The organism is Dyadobacter sp. CY327 (genome assembly GCF_021390415.1).
Classification (GTDB): Bacteria; Bacteroidota; Bacteroidia; order Cytophagales; family Spirosomataceae; genus Dyadobacter; species Dyadobacter chenhuakuii.
The window spans coordinates 300820-320816 of record NZ_JAJUXJ010000005.1 but is presented as its reverse complement, the minus strand read 5'-3'; the positions used below and the strand labels follow the sequence as shown (position 1 = coordinate 320816).

Sequence of the window (19997 nt, the reverse complement as noted above, 5' to 3'; positions counted from 1 at the left end):
TGATAGTTGGCAAAGGCACAAAAAGAAACTCCGCTTAATAAACAATACAACGAGATCAAGGCCAAGTACCCGGGCGCGCTGCTGCTGTTTCGCGTGGGGGATTTTTACGAAACCTTCGGAGAAGACGCCATTCGTGCCTCTAAAATTCTGGGCATCGTGCTTACCCGCCGGAACAATGGCGGTGCGCACGAAGAACTGGCGGGATTTCCACACCATTCCCTTGATAATTATCTTCCCAAGCTGGTCCGTGCGGGCGAGCGCGTGGCGATTTGCGATCAGCTTGAAGATCCTGCCGCAGCCAAAGGCATTGTAAAAAGAGGTGTTACCGAGCTGGTTACGCCGGGTGTTTCGCTGAATGATAATGTGCTCGACACCCGTAAAAACAACTATCTGGCGGCTGTCCACATTGGACCCGACAACATTTACGGACTTGCTTTCCTGGACATTTCTACGGGGGAATTTATGACTGCCCAGGGCAATGCGGCTTACATTGATAAAATGTTACAGGGTTTCAGCCCCGCCGAAGTGCTATTTTGCAAAAGACACAAACAGGAATTTAATCAGCTTTTCGGAGGGAAATATCACTCTTTCCAACTGGACGACTGGTGCTTTGGCTACGAATATGGCTATGAGCAGCTGATCGGACATTTTCAGACAACGACATTAAAAGGTTTCGGAATTGAAGCGCTGCCGATGGGGATCATTGCAGCGGGCGTCATCCTGCATTATCTGCGCGAAACGGAGCATAAGGAAGTGGGCCACATTGGCCGTATTACGCGTTTGGAGGAGGAAAAATACGTCTGGCTCGATCGCTTTACTGTTCGTAATCTCGAACTCGTTTACCCGCAACAGGAAGGTGGCGTGCCCTTGATACAAATTCTCGATCAGACCGTAACGCCTATGGGTGCGCGTTTGCTTCGGAAATGGATTGTTTTGCCATTAAAAGACAAGCTGGCTATCGAAGACCGGTTGAATACGGTCGAGCATTTTCTTGAAAATGAAGACCTTCATGATGCGATTATAGGGCATTTGAAGCAAATAGGGGATTTGGAAAGACTTATTTCCAAAGTTGCCGTGAAGCGAATCAATCCCCGTGAATTAGTGCAGCTGAAAAAGTCGTTAAAACAAATCGGTCCGGTTAAGGAGCTGATTTCCGGCATTATTAACCAGGAAGAAGAAAAATCCAAGAAGGCAGGGAAGAAGGAAATTTCTACGCAGGCCGTTGAGATATTGAAGAAATATGCGGATCAGCTTAATCCTTGCAGTTTTTTAGTTAATAAAATTGAAAACGAAATCCGTGAGGACGCCCCTCTGCTGACAAACAATGGGCGCATTGTGAAAAGTGGCGTTGATCCTGAGCTCGACGAGTTGCATGCCATTTCGTACGAAGGGAAGGATTTTTTAATCAAACTACAAAACAGGGAAATAGAACGCACGGGCATCGGATCACTCAAAATCGCTTATAACAAGGTTTTTGGGTATTATCTGGAAGTTACGCACGCGCATCAGAATAAAGTCCCGGCTGATTGGATCAGGAAACAAACACTGGTGAATGCCGAGCGATACATTACGCCCGAGCTCAAAGAATACGAGGAGAAAATCCTGAATGCCGAGGATAAAATTTCAGCGATCGAATACCGGATTTTCAGCGAGTTAATGTCTATGGCGGCTGAATATGTGGGCACGGTGCAGCAGAATGCACTGGTGATATCCACGCTGGATGCGCTGAGCTCATTCGCTACGGTTGCGCGAAAAAATAAATACACAAAACCCGTCATCAGCGAAGGCAATGAGCTGGATATCAAGGATGGACGGCATCCGGTTATCGAGCAGCAACTTCCCGTGGGAGAAAGTTATGTGCCGAATGACCTGTTTTTGGATGATGTTTCACAACAAATCATCATCATTACTGGTCCTAACATGGCCGGAAAATCTGCGTTGCTGCGGCAAACTGCATTAATCGTGCTCATGGCACAAATGGGTTGCTATGTGCCCGCCAAATCCGCAAACATTGGATTAGTGGATAAAATCTTCACCCGGGTAGGAGCGAGCGACAACCTGAGCCGCGGTGAAAGTACATTCATGGTGGAAATGACCGAAACAGCCAGCATTCTCAATAACCTGAGCGACCGGAGTTTGGTGCTAATGGACGAGATCGGACGAGGAACAAGCACTTATGACGGTGTTTCCATTGCCTGGGCAATAGCGGAATATCTCCATAATCAGGCTGATTGCAAGCCAAAAACATTGTTTGCAACACATTACCACGAGTTAAATCAGCTTACCGAAGATTTTCCGCGCATTAAGAACTTCAATGTGGCGGTGAAGGAAGTGGATAACAAAGTGATTTTCCTTCGCAAACTGAAACCGGGCGGAAGCGCGCATAGTTTTGGGATTCACGTAGCGCAGATCGCGGGCATGCCGCAGCTGATCGTGTTGCGCGCGAGTGAGATCATGCATCATTTGGAGAAAGACCACGTCACACACGAGCACAAAAAGCGGGTGAAGGAAATTCCTAAAAACAACTTCCAGTTAAGCATTTTTGAACCAGCCGATCCGCGAATGGAAGAGTTGAAAGAAAAACTATCGCTGGTGGATGTGAACACATTATCGCCCATCGAGGCGCTTTTGAAACTGAATGAATTCCAAAAAATCGTTAAAAAGTAACCCATAACACTTTAAAAATTACTCAATCAAACTCCTATCCCTTTTATGAAAAACACAACGCGTTTTCAGTTGATGGCCATGATGTTCCTCCTCTATTTTATCTGGGGATCGTGGTACGGTCAAATGAGTAAATATTTGTTCACGGCACTGGGCGCAACCGGCGCGCAAGTTGGGAATGCCTATGCGGCCTTTTCCATCGCGCAGATCATCGCTCCATTCTTCGTCGGAATGATCGCCGACCGTTATTTTGCCGCACAAAAAGTGCTGGGCGTGTTGAGCCTTGCAGGTGCCGCATTGCTTTTCGTTCTCACAGGCGTTGACGATCCGGACAACTTCTTCTGGATCATCCTGGCTTATTGTATTTCATTCGCGCCAATGATGTCTCTGACGACTTCGATCGCAATGCAGCAGGTGACCAATTCAGAGAAAGATTTCCCTGCCATACGCGTAATGGGAACGGTTTCCTGGATTGTCGTTTCCAACATTATCGGTTATTATGGCTTTGGAGATGATGTAATGATCTTTAAGATTTCAATGGTCGCTTCTGCGTTTTTGGGCGTTTATTCATTCTTTTTGCCAGACACCCCGCCGAAACCAAGCACCAAAACTTCATTCTCAGACATTTTGGGATTGGATGCCTTCACGCTTTTCAAAGACCGCTCATTCGCTATCTTTTTCATCTCCTCGCTGCTGATCTGCATTCCGTTGTCCTTCTATTACGCCATGGCCAATCCATCGCTGACAGATTCAGGAATGACCAATGTGGAGAACAAAATGTCACTTGGACAGGCTTCCGAAGTGATTTTCATGCTTTTAATTCCCCTTGCATTCAGCCGCTTAGGTGTTAAATGGATGCTGGTCGTTGGGTTGATTGCCTGGATTATCCGCTTTATTGGCTTTGGTTACGGCGATGCTTCCAGCGAATGGCTGCTTTATATGGCCATCATTTTGCACGGAGTTTGCTATGACTTCTTCTTCGTTACCGGACAAATCTACACAGACAGCAAAGCAGGCGAAAAATATCGTTCATCTGCGCAGGGACTTATCTCCATCGCGACTTACGGGATTGGAATGGGCATCGGTTCGTGGCTTGCGGGCATCGTGGCTGATATGTACACAGTGAATGGTGTGAAAGACTGGACAAGCATCTGGATGGTGCCAGCTGGCATTGCAGCTGTTGTTTTGGTGCTATTTGTGCTTTTCTTTAAAGATAATAAGGTAAAAGCGACTGCATAACCTGCTCTTGTTGCCAATAAAAAACCCTGTAAGACGATTTCTTACAGGGTTTTTCTATTTATAGATCAATGATTTATAATCAATCATCATCATCGTCATCGCCAATGTTGCGGGTGTAGTTTTTGGATCCCCCTCCGCCTTTTTTATAATCTCCTCCGCCTTTTCCAAACCGGTCGTCAGATCTTGATTTGCCTCCGAATCCACCTTTATCACCATATCCGCCGCCACTGTGTCCACGGTCGCTGCTTCTGTATCGGTCGTTGCTTCCGCCGCCTGAGCTTCTGTCGCCTCCGGAATAGCCTCCGCCGCCACTGTAACCGCCTCCACCGCTGAAACCACCGCCTCCGCTGTATCCGCCGCCCGTGCTGCTTCCGCTTCCAGGTACGCTGCTTGGTCTGTCGGAACTGCCGCCGTCAGGACGTGGCGTTCTGTTGAAACCGCCTTCTCTCCTTGGCGCGCCTGCGTCTCCTCTTGCTTCTTTCTTCTGCGATTCATTTACAACCAACGGCCTTCCGTACATATCGGCTCCGTTCAAATTGTTGATCGCCAACCTTGCCTCTTCTTCATCCGGCATTTCGACAAAGCCGAAACCCTTGCTCTGACGTGTAATCTTGTCAATGATAATTTTCGCGGAGCTCACTGTTCCAAATTTTTCGAAAGCTTCACGCAATTCGCTTTCCTTCAATTTAAAAGAAAGACTCCCAACAAAAATGTCCATGGAAACGACTTGTTTTAATTTAATTTTTAGGTTATAAATATATTTATTTTAGCTGATAAGCTACAACACTGTTTTTGCCAAAAGTCGGCACATAAACGATTTTCTTCACCGAATCGTAGCCAATGTCAGCCGAATTCGTTTTATCCGCACTCGTGTTCAGCAATTCCTGCTTTGTTCCGTCAGAATTGACGTAGTAAACCACACCCGCCCAGCACGAAACAATGTATTCACCCGGCACAACCTGCTCGATTCCGTCGGTGCTTTTATCCATTCCTTCTGCCAAGACGCTTATTTCTTTGGTCGAGCTTACTTTTTTCAATGTTCCCGCATCAGCAACCAGCAGGTCCGAGCCAACTGCCAAAACGCCGTTAGGACCGTTTAAGCCTTCAAGAAAGGTCGAAACCTTTCCGTCTTTGATCATATGCACTTTTTTTGTGCTGGAATCCGAAACGTAGATATTTCCTTCTGCATCGATGGTCACGTCATTCAAAAATACGGAACCTTCAACGGCATGTTTCTTTAAGATTTTTCCTGATTTTAGATCAATTTCAACCAAATCAGTCACGTCGGCAACGTAAAGCTTGTCGCCCATAACGCCCATGCCTTTTGGCGCGTGCAGTCCTGTTATCCAATCTTTTGCAACGATTTTTCCATCTAATCCAACTTTCGCAATCCCGCCTTTTCCATCTTTCTCACCAGGCTTTCCGTCAATGAGCGCTACATATAAAATTTTGTTTTTAGCACTGTAAAATACAGACTCAGGAACAGGCAATGTGGCTTCCGAAGCCCAAAGCTGTGTCAGGGAATGCTGTGCATTTGCAGCAGCCGACGAAAGTAACAGGCATGCAGCAAGGAAGATGTGACTGGTTTTCATTGTCAAATTAGGTGTAAATGTTTTCTGTTAAGGAAAGAGCATTTAATAGTGATATACTTTACGTATCGACAGATTTTTACGACCGTTACTCAAAGCTAAATAAAAATGCCCAAATCGGTTCGTCAAGGCCATTTTTAAATTTTTTTATAATTTAATCCGCAAATCGTAAACAAAGTCTTTGATTTCCAGAATCCGAAAAGCATCCGGGTGATTGAACAAAGGATTGAGCAGATAATTAAATTCGTCCGGCAGGATCGCAGAGGGAATTTGCAGGAATGCGTGCGATGCTTTTCTCAATAATGTTGTTCCAAAATCTTTCGTAGAAGCCGGTGCCGGAGCGTCACGCCAGTTGCCGGGAAGATCAGGGATCTGAATTTCGTGAATGTCAAACGGTTGGAGTTCAAATGTGGTGATGCTCAACGCCCTTGGGATATCATCAATGTTAATGTTGGCGGTGTATTCCAGCAATGCCAGCGCTCGGCTGGCTGAAGTGTAAATGCATGGTGTCAGTTTGTGATTCCAGCGTCCGCCGTAAAGCCGGGCGCCTTCTCCTTCCAAATCGTGTGCGTATTTTGTGCGTCCTACTCTGTAAACGATCATAGCGGATTAAGAATAAACGCCATAATCAATACGTCCAATAATGTTTTTGACTTCTTCACGGCCATATTGGTTATCCAAAAGATCATAAGGAGCCTCCCCGCCCAATGCCCGGTTCGGACTAAAGATCCATCGGTTAAAACGGTCCACATCCTCGAAGACCTCGTAGCCATAAGAGTATATATCCGCCAGCCCGACGATCTTCTCACTCACCGTAGGGTTAAATTTCTCAGAACCCTTCTTATTAATCAGCGTTGCTCGCGCCACGGAAAGTGTCGCGGCCAGCTGGTCATAGTCCATGCCAATCCGATCTTTAAAGCCTTCCAGGTCCGCTTTGCTGATCCCTTGCTTCACAAAATACATTTTCTCGATTGCCGTCATTTTACTTTCAGGTTTTCGTGCCGGGGTATTAAATATCATACTTGCCGGTGCGGAGCCATAACCGACCGCGCCCATAGGCTCGTTCAAAGTCTTAGGTTCCGTTTCATTCAATGTTGAGTAAGGCTTCTTTCCGCGCTGCTTCATAAAACAAATTTACACTAATTTCAGTATAAATTTATACCAAACAAAAAAACTCCTGCCAGTTGACAGGAGTTTTTCAGTTCGCTTATTTCTTTCGCTTCTTTTTCGAAGCAACGGGCGGTTCGGCGGGTGTTTTGGTTAAATCTGCGATCCGGATGTTTCTGAATTTCAGTTCCGAGCCGTGGCCCAGGAAACCCAAATGTCCGCTGGTGCGCTTCAATCCGGGGTGCTCCTTGCGATCGACGGTTCCGTTTTTGCTGGCTTCGGCGAGATCGCCATCCAGGATTACGGTGCCATTTAATGTTACTTTTATTTTGGAACCCTGCACGCGGACTTCCTCATAATTCCATTCGCCCATGGGTTTCAAAAATCCTCTTTTTGCAGGGATAATGCCATAAGCGGAGCCGTGATATTGATATTCATGGAGGTCCTTATAAATGTCGGCATCATTGTCCAGGATCTGAATTTCGGTTCCTACGTAAGCCGCGTCGCCTTCCATCGGTGTCCTGATTCCCAAACCGTTATTGGCGCCGGGCGTCAATTGGAATTCGAAACGGAAGTCGAAATCGCTGTATTCGTCTTTGGTATACAAATTCCCTTTGCCGCCCTTCTTCGGATCAACGACCAATGCGCCGTTTTCAATAAAATAATCGGTGCGGTTGCCAACCCAATTGAACATATCCGTTCCGTCAAACAGCACTTTGAAACCTTGTTTCTGCTCCGCATCGCTTAGCTTGAATGGTTCAGGTCGCTCAATTTCACGCACATACACATCGCGATAATTGATCTGATTTCCATGTGCCTGCAACTCAATTTGTTCTTTGGCAAAGATCGGCAGGTTGCGGTCCCAGTAATTTTCCAGGATCACATTATCCACCACATTCTCCCCGTTCAGATCCACCGAAACGCGGTCACCGATCATGGTAATATGGAATGTGTTCCAGTCGCCAATGGCATTATCAGCCAATTTCGAAGGTTTGCTTGGATTCTTCTGGTTGTTGTACAATCCACCGGAGCCTACCTGCGCGCCTACGCTCACACGCGACGTGTCCCAGATCTGCACCTGGGGCGTTCCGCGCAGGTAAATGCCTGCGTCGCCGTCTTTCTGGATTTTCCAGTCCACATACATTTCAATATCACCATATTGCTTCACCGTAGCCAGGTTATCGCCGTGTCCTGAGAAAACGAGTTCGCCGTCTTTGGCAAACCAATCCTTATTGGCGGCTTCGTCAGCCTTTTTTTGTTTGTAAGCCAAACTGTCCGCGCTCATTTTTCCACGCGCAATCGGGTTTTCAACCAAGCCTTTCCAGCCAGTAAGATCTTTTCCATTAAACAGAGCCACAAAACCTTCATCCTTAGGCAGCTCCGACAAATGTCTTTTGATCGACTCGCGTGCATATTCCGCATCTTTTCCTTTTAGTAGGGAAGAAGTTTTAGTCAGCAAATCGCGGATTTCAGGACCATAGAAACCCTTATTAGCCAATGCAATGGCCATAACAGCTTGCGCAGCTGCCTGCTCTGTTGCGGGATTGTCGAGATATTTCCCTGCAAAAAGCAATGCATTGAATGTTCTCAATCGGGGCAACTCTTTCAGTATCGCAATTTTCTGAGAATCAGTTTTAGCCAAAGTCATGGCTTCGCGCAGCATAATCACCTTATTAACCGGCGTTTTAGTCGATTTCGCAGTCGCAGCCACATAACCAGTCAATGCTAAGGTAAGCTCTTCGCTATCCGTTGCCTTTTTTGCAATGCTCAAAAGATCACCCGCAGCGCTCGCATCCGACCAGGATGATAATGCAGCGATTGCAGCCTTTTTGGACTTTGCATCACCACTATTATAAGCCGAAACCACCGAATTAAGCGCCATTTTGCCGCCTATGCTTGCCAAAACAGCGAGGTAATTGGATTGCTTATCAGCAGGTAAGGCCTGCATTTGTTTTAAAATAATATCGGTCTGCGCTTTCGCATCACCAGCGCTTTTCACGCCCGCAGCCACCGCTTTTTGAATAGCCGCCATTTGCCCGGCGTCCGTTACGGTGTTCAGCAAAATGTACATTTGTGGCAGATCATTCGCAGTTGTCAGCGATTTCAATGCCGTGTAAGCCGATTTTAAAACGTCTGCATTCGGGCTTTTCAATAATGCGAAAACATTGCTGAACTTGGCATTCGCCTCCCGAGCGGCAATCACGTCAATGGCGGCAGCCTGCGAAGCGGCCGGCAATGTTGGCAATACTGTCGCCAATTGATTGACAACGCCTTCCCCTTTAATGGTAAGCAAACTGCTTTTTACCACAGAAACTTCCTCCGCACTCGCCCTTTTCAGCACATTAATCAATGCAGGAAGGCTTTTCTCCTGACCAATTTTGCCAGCAGCCCAGATCGCAGCCATCTTTACTTTGCTATCCTTCGCGGCCAATGCTTTTTGAATGGTTGGCAATGCATCCAGCGAAGTGGCGTGGCCCAGCATGGTGATGATCTCTGCCTGAACTTCGGGTTTGGCTTTTTTCATGGCATTGAGCCAGGGCGTTGTGCCGTCAGCCATCAGGTATTTTTGTCCCAATTTCAATGCAGCAATGCGATATTCCGGATCTGCGCTTTGCAATGCATTTACCAAAACAGGCACAGATTCGCGTTTTTTAATGTCTGAATAAATTTTCAAAGCGGAAGACCGCGTCGGTGTTTGCTTTACGTCCGGGGTGTTTTTGAGCAATGCCAGAGCAGCTTTTTCCGCGGCAGGCGCGTTCCCATTTTCGGCCATGCGCACTAAATATTTCAAATAAACCGCCGTTGCATCCGACTCATCATAACCGAAATTCGCCTTTTGCGCAGCAGCCATTAAAATTGCCTCAGAAGAAGGCGTTCCGATTTCCGAAAGCGCAAAAAGGCTCACTTTACGTAAAAGCAGATCCTCATTCACAGCCGATTTCTCGATCATAGGCGCAGCTTCCTTATAACGCGCACCGCCCAATGCTTCAATAATCGCAATTTTTGTGCTTTCAGGAGCGCCCTCCAGGCCTTGCAACAACGCAGCGCCAGCCACCGGCGAACCGATTCGCGCCAATGTCCGCGAAGCCGGGCCGGAAAGTCTTTCGTCTTTTAAATAGGGTTTCAAAACCTCCACAGACTCATCTTTCCCAACCGTCTGCAATTGATAGATCAGGAAGTTCTTGCTGTCCGGGTCGGTTACTTTCGATAGTGCTTCGCCATAAGCCTCGGCGGCGATTTTTCGGAAATCTTCTTTGCCAGCTTGTGACGCATAGTAAGTAAAACCGCCGGTCGCGTATTGAATTTTAGTGTTATCCCCCTTTCCGAGCGGCGTGAGCATGGATGCGATCTGCACGAGTCCCGGCTTGCCGAGCTGGCCGAGTTCTTCCATGTTCTTCTTTAATGCGGCTTCGTTCTGGGAAGGAAATTTGGATAACAATGCTTTGGCTTTGCTGGCCATCGCATCGTCCGTTTGTGCCCATGCCTGCGAGAGTAACATGCAGAGAGCCAGGATAGTATATATTTGTTTTTTCATGAATGGTCAAGGATAGAAATGAATGTATGCAAACGAATTTAATGCTGATTAAATGGTCCAGGGGCCACGCATGGGCTGGTTAATCAACCGGTTTGCACCTTCATCGTCTATAAATTCCTGTTTTTCGGGGTCAAATTTCAAGGAGCGGCCGAGTCTTAATGCTGCTAATCCCATGTTCACAATGGTGCAGGAACGGTGCCCGTTTTCTTCGTTCAGCGCAAACTTTTTGCGGTTTTTCACGGCATCTACAAAATCCGTAACCTGTGGCTCGGGATCAGGGAATGCGGCGAGTTTTTTTTCAAGGTCCGGAATGTCGGATTGGAAATTGGGGTAAAGTTTGCCTTTCGGACCTTCGATGTAAGCCACTTTTTCATCTTTCGCTTCTCCGTCCAGCACAATCTGGCATCCGTCCGCATAAGTATAAGTGATTCTCCGCCAGGTTCCTACGGCTTCGGTGTGTTGCTGAGGCGCATCCACTTCCACGCTTACCGGACTGGTGTCGTCCTTACCCAGGAAATACTGGATCGGGTCAATGTAGTGCTGGCCCATATCGCCGAGTCCCCCGCCGTCGTAATCCCAGTAACCACGGAATGTCTGGTGTACGCGGTGCTCGCTATACGGCTTGTAAGGCGCGGGGCCGAGCCACATTTCATAATCCAGCTCGGCCGGAACGGGCTGCGGTGCATTATTGGTGTTTCCTACCCAGTAAAATTTCCAGTCGAAACCGGTGTGCTTGCTTACCGTCACTTTCAAGGGCCAGCCTAACAAGCCGCTTTGCACTAGCTTTTTAATGGGTTTAACCGGCGTGCGCATGCCGTAAAAATTGTCCTGAAAACGGAACCAGGTGTTTAAACGGAATATCCTTCCATGCTGCTGCACGGCTTCCACGAGCCTTTTTCCTTCGCCTATGGTCCTTGTCATGGGTTTTTCACACCATACATCTTTTCCGGCGCGGGCTGCATCGGCGGCAATGATCCCGTGCCAGTGCGGCGGCGTGGCCACGTGCACAATGTCCACTTCGGGAAGCTGGATCACCTCGCGATAATCTGCAAAGGTTTTTACGCCCTTATCCACCATGCCGACGGCAATGTCCAGGTGTTTTTTATCTACATCACAAAGCGCAACGACTTTGGTGCCTGCATAAGGAATATGGCCGCGGCCCATGGAGCCGGTGCCGACGATGGCTTTGGTCAGCTGGTCGCTCGGCGCGATGAAGCCTTTGCCGAGAACGTGGCGGGGAACGATGGAAAAAGTGGCCAGCGTTGCCAGTGAGCCTTTGATAAAGGTCCTTCTGGACGCAGAGGTGCCTGTTTCTTCTTTCATTAATTAAGGTTGTTTAGGAAATGAACTTGGGAGTGAAATTAGAATATTAATCTTAAAGCGGAATGTTTCCATGCTTTTTTCTGGGCAGAACAGCCACTTTGTTTTCCAGCATTTCAAAAGCCCGGATGAGCTTTTCGCGTGTTTGATCGGGATAAATGACCTCATCAATGTAACCCCTGAACGCGGCACGATATGGGTTTGTAAATTTCTCTGTATAATCTTCGATCTTCTCTCTGAGCTTTTCAGCAGGATCTTCGGCCTGGGCGATTTCGCGTTTGAAAATAATTTCTGCGGCGCCACTGGCGCCCATCACTGCAATTTCCGCCGTAGGCCATGCAAAGTTCAGGTCCGCGCCGATGTGTTTGGAATTCATCACATCATAAGCGCCGCCGTAAGCCTTGCGCGTAATGACGGTAATCCGCGGAACAGTCGCTTCCGAGAAGGCATAAAGCAGTTTGGCACCGTTGGTAATGATGGCATTCCACTCCTGATCGGTGCCCGGCAAAAAGCCCGGGACATCTTCCAGAACCAATAAAGGAATGTTGAAACAATCACAAAACCGAACAAAACGCGCAGCTTTCTGGCTCGAATGAATGTCAAGCACACCCGCCAGTACGGCGGGCTGATTGGCCACAATGCCAATGCTACGACCTGCAATCCGCGCAAAACCAACGACAATGTTCTCTGCAAAATTCTGATGGACTTCGAAAAAACTCTCCGCATCGGCAATTTCCGTGATCACCTCGCGCATGTCGTATGGCTGGTTGGCATTGTCGGGAATAATGTTGTTTAAAACCGGGCGTGATTCATTTTGAGCCTCATATGGAATGCCCGGCGCATTTTCCTCGCAATTCTGAGGCATATAGCTGAGCAGTTTTTTAATGTTCAGCAAACATTCAACTTCATTGGGCGAGACAAAATGCGTGATGCCCGATTTGGTCGCATGCGTCATTGCGCCGCCCAGTTCCTCGGCCGTAACGGTCTCGTGCGTAACGGTTTTCACGACATTAGGCCCGGTAACGAACATGTAGCTCGTATTTTCAACCATTAATATAAAATCCGTGATCGCCGGAGAATACACCGCGCCACCCGCGCACGGGCCCATCACGGCTGAAATCTGCGGAATAACCCCGGATGCCAATGTGTTTTTATAAAAAATATCCGCATAACCGGCCAGCGAAAGCACGCCTTCCTGAATCCGGGCGCCGCCCGAATCATTCAAACCGATCAGCGGAGCGCCGTTTTTCATGGCGAGGTCCATAATCTTGCAAATTTTCTCAGCATGTGTTTCGGAAAGCGAGCCGCCGAAAACGGTGAAATCCTGTGCAAAAACGTAAACCAGCCGGCCATTCACCTTTCCATAACCCGTCACCACGCCATCACCCAGATAATGTTCCTTATCCAGCCCGAAATCCTTGCTGCGGTGCATCACAAACTTTCCGATTTCTTCAAATGTCCCTTTGTCGATCAGCACCATAATCCGCTCGCGGGCGGTGAGTTTGCCTTTGGCGTGTTGTGCTTCAATCCGTTGCGCACCGCCGCCCAGGTCGGCCTCGGCATTTTTCTGATCTAACAATTCTTTTTTTGAAGCGGCGGAAGATGCTGATCCCATGTAATACGGACGATATGGTTACATTTGTTCTTGTGAGAATCTAAATATACTGTCATTTTACTGATTCGGGAAATTAATGCGACTTATGAGGCAGATCGGAATGTGCGCTTTGTTTTTGGCGGGAATTTTTTTTGGTTTCCAAAAAACAGCACAAGCGCAACCGACCGGCGGAAGAAATAAGCTCGATTTCCTGCAACTGCCAGCACAGGCCCAAAGCACGGCATTAGGCGCCAATCACATCACCATTTCGGGCAACGATCCTGCCCTTTTTATCCAAAATCCTGCTTTACTGGACTCGTCCAAAGCCAATAATGTGTCCGTCAACCTGATGCCTTACCTGGCCGATACGCGGTTTGTGAATGCCGCTTATGCGCGGCGCGTGGGCAAGTCTGCGGGCGTTTGGGCGGTTGGGCTGCAATATCTGAACTATGGCACAATGGTCGAAACGGATGACATTGGCAATGTAATAGGAGAGTTCCGGGCGGCGGATTATGGCGTTTCTGCGGGTTATGGGCATACATTGGGTGCTTTTACGGTGGGTGGAACATTGAAATTTGTAGGCGCTTCGGTGCAGTCTTATAATGTGTTTGGCGTGGCGCTGGACTGGGGCGGCGTTTTCAAGCATCCCGAGCAGGATCTGACGGTTGGGTTTGTAGTCAAAAATCTGGGAATTGTGAAACAGAACTTTTCCAGTTTAAATGATCCTGCATTGCCATTGGACGTGCGGCTTGGATTAACATTCAAACCGGAATATATGCCCATCCGCGTTTCGCTGACGGCGCATCATTTGAACCGCTTCGATATGGTCTATAATGATCCGAACCTCTTCTTCACTTACGACGATAATGGCAACAAAATCGCGAGAAAAGTGGGCATAGCAGAGAAACTGGGCCGGCATCTTTCGCTCGGAGCCGAAGCATTGCTGCATCCTAATTTCAGGATTATGCTCGGTTACGACCATTTGCGGAGGCAGGAATTGCGGCTTGCCAACAGGGGTGCATTGGCCGGTTTTTCATTTGGCGCATGGCTGCGGATCAAGCGGTTTGAGGTTGGTTACGGGCGTGCGCAGTATGTTCCGGGGTTTAGCAGCAGCTCTTTGTCGATTGTGATGAATTTGAAAAATGGCTTTGTAAAAGAAACCGTCAAAGTGCGTCCCTAAGCGCCTTACTCGTTTTCTTAATGTTAAATTTTGTTCATAATAGCTTAATATTCAGGTAAAACCGGAGAGCTGTGGTTCGGCTAGTTTTGTTAAAAAACTATCTCACCATGGCGATGAATTTTAATTCTATTCCAAAAAATGCCGTTACCGCGCTGGTTTGTGGCGCAATGACCTTTTCCGGCTGCATTAAGGATCACAATGATCCACCGGTCGATTCTTCTAAACTGATCAACCGCTCGGTAAACCCTTCATTGGTGCGTGCGTTACCAGGTTTTGAAGATCTGAAAATCACGACATTGATCAGCTCCGACGACAAATTGCAGGATTCTCCTGATTTCATTTACGGTGCCCAGCCAGACGGCGGCGCTTTCATGAAAAACCCGAATGGCGAAGGTTTTGTGATGATCAACAACCACGAGATCCTTTTCTCGGTGTCCCGCGTTTTTTTGGATAAAGAATTGAAACCCGTTAAAGGAGAATACATTGTGGACGCGGAAGGCGGACAGTGGAGATTGTGCTCGGCAACGATGGCAACGCCGCAGGAACACGGTTTCGGCCCATTATTCCTGACAGCGGGCGAGAGCAACTCGGAGTCGATGACGCACGCGATTGATCCTTTTGCACCGGCAGATAAAAAGAACAAGACAAGAACCGTAAGTGCTTTTGGTAAATGGAATGCTGAAAACGCAGTTCCGCTTCCTAAGGATGCATTTCCCGGCAAAACGGTAATAATTATCGGTGAAGACGATACAAATGGTCAGCTTGTTGCTTACGTGTCGGACGTGGTAGGCGACCTGAACAATGGTAAATTATATGCATTACGCCGCACAAACCAGGAAAGTGTGGAAACGGATATGGTTAAAGGACAGACTTACGACGTTGAATTTGTTCCTTTTGACAATGTAAAAACAAGCACAGGAACGGAGCTGCAAGCGCAGACGGTGGATAAGAAAATGATCCAGTTTGCACGTGTGGAAGACATTGATTACCGCAAAGGCGGAAACGGCGTGGGTCGTGACATTTATTTCACGGCAACGGGTGTAAGCCAGTCGGATAAGGTAACGCCTGTGGCTGGTAAAAACATGTGGGGACGCGTTTACAACCTGAAATTTGATGAAACCAACCCATTGAAAGGCAAGTTGCAGATCATTATGGATGGCGAAGATAAGCCAGGCAGCTTCATCGTGAACCCTGACAACATTTGCGTGACGAAAAACTTCGTTTACGTGCAGGAAGACGGTGATTCATTCTACAAAAACAATGACCACGACGGCACGATCTGGCAGTATAACCTGGCTACAAAAGAGAGCAAGGCCATGCTCCAAATGCACCACCGCAGAGAGGACGCAGCATTTAACACGAAATATAACTCCGTAGGCAACAATTCATTGAGCACTTGGGAATACGGTGCTATGATCGACATTTCGGATGTTGTGGGCATTCCTGAGACATTCATGATCAACCTGCACCCGCACACGTGGCAGGACGAGAAATACAAAGGTGCTGACGGCAGCGGTATTTCTACAAATAAAGAAGGCGGACAAACTGTGATCGTTCGCGGAATTCAGCAATAACACTTCTCAGCAAGCGTATAGAAGGCCTTTTTCGGAGGGCCTTCTATCTTATTTTACATTCACCATGAAAAAATTTGTCCTGGCCATTTGTGCAGGCATCGCCGTTTTCACATTCCAGTTATGCAAGCCGGAACAGAAGCCGCATGAAATTGTATATCAACATTTTGTCACCGACCTGGACTCGCTGATTTCAATGAATGATGCGTTTCTGGAAAAAGTGAAGGCAAAACCGGGGCAAAAAGCATTGCAAAACGACTTTCTCAAAATCCGTCTTCAATACAAAAAAACAGAGGCTTTTGCCGAATATTTCTTTCCGACCACAGTCAGAATGATCAATGGTGCGCCGCTGGATGAGATTGAGGATGAGGAGAATGCAGTTTTCGAGCCGGGTGGCTTGCAGGTGATTGAAGAGTTGATTTATATGGATGAACCTGTGGATCAGGAAGAACTGGTGCGACATTCGCGCAAGATGCAGGTCAATGTGAAGCGGATTAAAATGCTTTGGAAAGACATTGTGATCACAGATTCGCATGTTCTGGATGCATTAAGGCTGGAAATGTTCCGGCTGATCAGTCTGGGAATATCCGGATTCGACACGCCGGCTTCGGGCAATGCGCTGGCGGAGAGCGAAGTTGTTTTAAAATCATTTCAACAATATACACAACCTTACAAAAGTACTTTGCCCCAGTTTTCGGCGCTGGATAAGCAGGCTGAGGAGGCTATTGCTTTCTTGAAAAAGGGTGCAAATTTCAACGCCTTCGATCGCGCTGCATTCATTACTGACCACATTAATCCGCTTTGCAATGCCTTGCACCAGAACCAGGAATCGGCTGGCATCCCGTTCATGAACGACCGCAAGCTTTTGAGCGGTAGGGCGGCTACAATTTTCGATAAGAATGCATTCAATCCCGAGGCATTGCTGTCCGACGCCAGGTTCAGCGCAACGGCGGACCGGGTTGCATTGGGAAAAACATTGTTTTACGATAGCCGGATTTCGGGCGACGGCAAAACAAACTGCGGCTCCTGCCATCAGCCGGGAAAGGCTTATGCCGATGGGCTGAAAACGAGCAAGGGCTTTGATAATAAGTTTGTTAGCCGCAATGCGCCGAGCATTATGTATGCATCATTACAGCAGGCATTATTTTACGATCTGCGTGCGCCGTCGCTGGAAGACCAGGCGGCGGATGTGATCCATAATAAGCTCGAAATGCACGGTTCGATGGAAGATGTGGCTAAATTGGTGGCGACTGACGAACATTATAAACGTGATTTCAAAAAAGCTTACCCGGATCTGGAAGTGATCAAACCGGTTCATATCCAGAATGCACTGGCAGCTTTTGTGCGTTCATTAAATCCGTTCAATTCGCCTTTTGATAAATACATGCGGGGTGATAAAAAGGCGCTTACGGATGATCAGGTGGCGGGTTTCAATGTTTTTATGGGCAAAGCCAAATGCGGGACCTGTCACTTTGTGCCATTATTCAACGGAACAGTTCCACCCGATTTCCAGCGCACGGAATCCGAAGTTTTGGGTGTGACCACGGATGCGAAATGGAAAAATGCGAAGCTGGACAATGATCCGGGCAGGGGCGTGCACGACCAGTTTCCGCAGTGGAAAAATGCATTTAAAACCAGCACCGTGAGAAATATCGCCAAAACGGCTCCCTACATGCATAACGGCGCTTTTACAACATTGCAGGAAGTGATGGAGTTTTACAACGAAGGCGGCGGGGCAGGACTGGGGCTGGATGTTCCCAACCAGACACTGGCGGCCGATAAATTGAACCTGACGCAGCCCGAGATTGCCAGCGTTATCTCTTTCATGGAGGCCCTTACCGACGATGTGGAATGATCATTCCAAAACTTTCCCTTTTTCGAGCCGTAATGTTTTGGTAACGCAGCTCGGGATTTCGTTGGGATAATGCGAAACGTAAATCAATGTTCGCTCCGGCGTGTCGCAAATCGCATCGACCACGGCTTTGAAATATTCGATCGCATCCGCGTCCAAACCTTGGCAAGGTTCGTCCAGGATCAGTAAAGGCGGATTTTTGACCAAAGCCCGTGCCAGCAGAACCATACGCTGCTGTCCTTTGGAAAGTTCTGAAAACTTTTTCTCAATCAAATGATCCACATGCAAAAGCGCCGCCACTTCATGCACGCGTTCGATTTGCTGTTCGGTTAATTTTTTGAAAAATACGCCTGTCGCATCGAAGAAGCCGGAAGCTATGGTTTTGAAAACACTCGTTTCTCTCGGGAAATAAAGGTGCAGCTCTGGGGAAACGTGCCCGATTTTCTGCTTAATGTCCCAGATCGATGCGCCAATGCCTCCTCTTTTTTGATCAAACAAATCATAATCATTGGCGAACCGCTGCGGGTTATCGGCGGTGATAATGCTGAGCAATGTCGATTTTCCCGAGCCATTAGGACCGGAAAGCGCCCATTTTTCACCTTTTGCAATTTTCCAGTTTACATGATCGAGAATAAGCTGATCGTGATAGCGAACGTGAATGTCGCGCATATCAATAGCATAGTTGAAGTCAATGTGCTGTGGCAGACCGAAATGAGCCAGCTTTTCCGGGTCGGGCTTTGGGTTGTGAATGTGCGTTGCGGAAGCTGTTTTATAATCTCTTATCTCGCGTTGGACTGTAATTTGGCCCTCGTTTAGTTCCATCACGTGCGTAATGCAAAGCGGAATCTCTGTGGCAGTGGTTGCCATAATAATCGTCACGCCGGATTGCGCCAGTTCCGTCAGCGCATTGCGCAGCACTTCCCTCGAATGCACATCAAGGCCGCTGAATGCATTGTCGAGGATTAGTATCTCAGGCTTTTTTAAAAGTGATTTAGCCAAAAGCATCCGCCTTGTTTCTCCATTTGATAGTGTAACAAACGGGTGATCAAGCAAATGCGTGATAGATAGGAGCGAAGCAACATTGTTGAGTTCTTCATCACTGACCGTGGCTGGCGCCAGCTGCACCGAGTTTTCATTCACCGTTCCGACGGGTTTCAACTGGTCTGTCAAAATGGCCCTTACCGATGGCGCGCGCTCGCTTTCGTAAGCGTGAAAGCGCTGCTGATAGTATTCCGCCCCGGCACTTACAATGCGGTTGAACGAATAATCATTAGAAACAAGCTCAATCGCCTGCCGCAGTTGAGTTTGCAAATTATAGCTGATTTTCCCTTTCGCAACAGGCCACTTACCCGCAAGAACGTCCAGCAGAATCGTCTTTCCGGAGCCATTCGGGCCGATAACCGCCCAATGCGTTCCCGGTTCTACATTCCAGTCGATATCCGATAAAACAGTAGTATTGAATTTGCGGGCAGAAACGCCCAAAAGAGAAACAAGTGCCATGTAAACGCCAAAATCAATGAGCGGGCAAAGATAGGAGTTCGGCGCGAAACGTGAATGATACAGGCAACTTCGTTGCGAATCGAGCATCGTTTTATGCCCGATTTGCAACATGAGGATTAATTATTGAAAAACTTCAAGATTAAGCTGTTTAGTCAATGCACCTGCAAAAGCAGACATGTCGTCTGATGTGCGGCTGGTAATCAGTCCGTTGTCGGTTACAACATCTTGGTCCACCCATCTTGCGCCTGCATTTTCCAGGTCTTGCCGGATGGAGCCGTAGGAAGTAATAATGCGTCCTAAAACTACATCGGCATCGATCAGGATTTGCGGCCCATGTCCAATGGCAGCAACTGGCTTGCCCGATGCAAAGAAAGACTTCACAAATTCAACAGCCCGGCTGTTCATTCGAAGCGCATTCATTCCCAAAACACCGCCTGGCAATAACAATGCGTCATAATAATCGGCACGCGCCAGCGTAAGCGGCACATCCACATCGTGTTTTTCACCCCAGTCAAGATGACTCCATCCCCTGACATTGTTTTTATTAGGGGAAATAAGATGAGTGGTTGCTCCTTTTTGATTTAGGACTTTTCTGGGGCAGGTCATTTCTACCTGCTCAAATCCATCCGCCACCAGAATAGCAACTTTGATAGAATTTAATGACTGTTCCACGGGATTTATCAGGGATTTAAGGGTTAGATTATTTGATTATTAAATTGCACAAAAATTATGCCAAAAGCGAAGTTTCGATTACGTGTCGAATTGCACAACGAAATGTTGTTCCCGTTCAACAGGTGTGGTGCAAACCGAGAAAAGTGTGATCCCAGTGAAAAAACAAAACGAGCA

14 protein-coding genes are annotated in these 19997 nt (G+C 47.7%); 5 read left to right on the top strand and 9 right to left on the bottom strand.

The features are described 5' to 3' along the window. Positions 1–6: 6 nt before the first annotated feature. Positions 7–2667: a DNA mismatch repair protein MutS gene (gene mutS, locus LZG74_RS14970; RefSeq protein WP_233797355.1), complete on the top strand. Its 2661-nt coding sequence runs from the start codon at positions 7–9 to the stop codon at positions 2665–2667. Between the two features lie 45 nt (positions 2668–2712). Further along, a complete protein-coding gene (locus tag LZG74_RS14965) occupies positions 2713–3903 on the top strand; it encodes an MFS transporter (protein ID WP_026628515.1) in 1191 nt (396 codons plus the stop codon). Between the two features lie 79 nt (positions 3904–3982). Here the strand turns inward: LZG74_RS14965 and LZG74_RS14960 are convergent, their stop codons facing one another. From LZG74_RS14960 to LZG74_RS14930, 7 genes are all read right to left on the bottom strand, one after another. Further along, entirely contained in the window at positions 3983–4621 is a 639-nt protein-coding gene (locus tag LZG74_RS14960) for an RNA-binding protein (RefSeq protein WP_233797354.1), read from the bottom strand. A 43-nt stretch (positions 4622–4664) separates the two neighbouring features. Continuing rightward, positions 4665–5495, bottom strand: coding sequence for an SMP-30/gluconolactonase/LRE family protein (locus LZG74_RS14955; RefSeq protein WP_233797353.1), 831 nt, complete (start codon positions 5493–5495; stop codon positions 4665–4667). Between the two features lie 144 nt (positions 5496–5639). After that, positions 5640–6095 carry an RES family NAD+ phosphorylase gene (locus LZG74_RS14950; RefSeq protein ID WP_233797352.1) on the bottom strand — a complete coding sequence of 152 codons (456 nt, stop codon included), beginning with the start codon at positions 6093–6095 and terminating at the stop codon, positions 5640–5642. A 6-nt stretch (positions 6096–6101) separates the two neighbouring features. After that, a complete protein-coding gene (locus LZG74_RS14945) occupies positions 6102–6617 on the bottom strand; it encodes an antitoxin Xre/MbcA/ParS toxin-binding domain-containing protein (protein WP_233797351.1) in 516 nt (171 codons plus the stop codon). 82 nt (positions 6618–6699) lie between these two features. Next, complete coding sequence (locus LZG74_RS14940) at positions 6700–10134, bottom strand: family 16 glycoside hydrolase (protein WP_233797350.1); 3435 nt, start codon at positions 10132–10134, stop codon at positions 6700–6702. A 48-nt stretch (positions 10135–10182) separates the two neighbouring features. Continuing rightward, positions 10183–11457: a Gfo/Idh/MocA family oxidoreductase gene (locus LZG74_RS14935; RefSeq protein WP_233797349.1), complete on the bottom strand. Its 1275-nt coding sequence runs from the start codon at positions 11455–11457 to the stop codon at positions 10183–10185. Between the two features lie 52 nt (positions 11458–11509). Continuing rightward, complete coding sequence (locus tag LZG74_RS14930) at positions 11510–13069, bottom strand: acyl-CoA carboxylase subunit beta (protein WP_233797348.1); 1560 nt, start codon at positions 13067–13069, stop codon at positions 11510–11512. An 85-nt stretch (positions 13070–13154) separates the two neighbouring features. Here LZG74_RS14930 and porQ point away from each other — a divergent pair, with 85 nt between their 5' ends. The 3 genes from porQ (at position 13155) to LZG74_RS14915 (ending at position 17654) form a co-directional block, all read left to right on the top strand. Continuing rightward, positions 13155–14228 carry a type IX secretion system protein PorQ gene (gene porQ / locus LZG74_RS14925; protein WP_233797347.1) on the top strand — a complete coding sequence of 358 codons (1074 nt, stop codon included), beginning with the start codon at positions 13155–13157 and terminating at the stop codon, positions 14226–14228. A 107-nt stretch (positions 14229–14335) separates the two neighbouring features. After that, positions 14336–15802: a PhoX family protein gene (locus LZG74_RS14920; protein ID WP_233797346.1), complete on the top strand. Its 1467-nt coding sequence runs from the start codon at positions 14336–14338 to the stop codon at positions 15800–15802. Positions 15803–15866: 64 nt separating this feature from the next. Further along, positions 15867–17654 carry a cytochrome-c peroxidase gene (locus tag LZG74_RS14915; protein ID WP_233797345.1) on the top strand — a complete coding sequence of 596 codons (1788 nt, stop codon included), beginning with the start codon at positions 15867–15869 and terminating at the stop codon, positions 17652–17654. Here the strand turns inward: LZG74_RS14915 and LZG74_RS14910 are convergent, their stop codons facing one another. Both LZG74_RS14910 and LZG74_RS14905 read right to left on the bottom strand, forming a co-directional pair. After that, positions 17655–19262: an ATP-binding cassette domain-containing protein gene (locus LZG74_RS14910; protein WP_233797344.1), complete on the bottom strand. Its 1608-nt coding sequence runs from the start codon at positions 19260–19262 to the stop codon at positions 17655–17657. A gap of 9 nt (positions 19263–19271) precedes the next feature. Continuing rightward, entirely contained in the window at positions 19272–19823 is a 552-nt protein-coding gene (locus LZG74_RS14905) for a type 1 glutamine amidotransferase domain-containing protein (RefSeq protein ID WP_233797343.1), read from the bottom strand. Between the last annotated feature and the right edge of the window lie 174 nt (positions 19824–19997).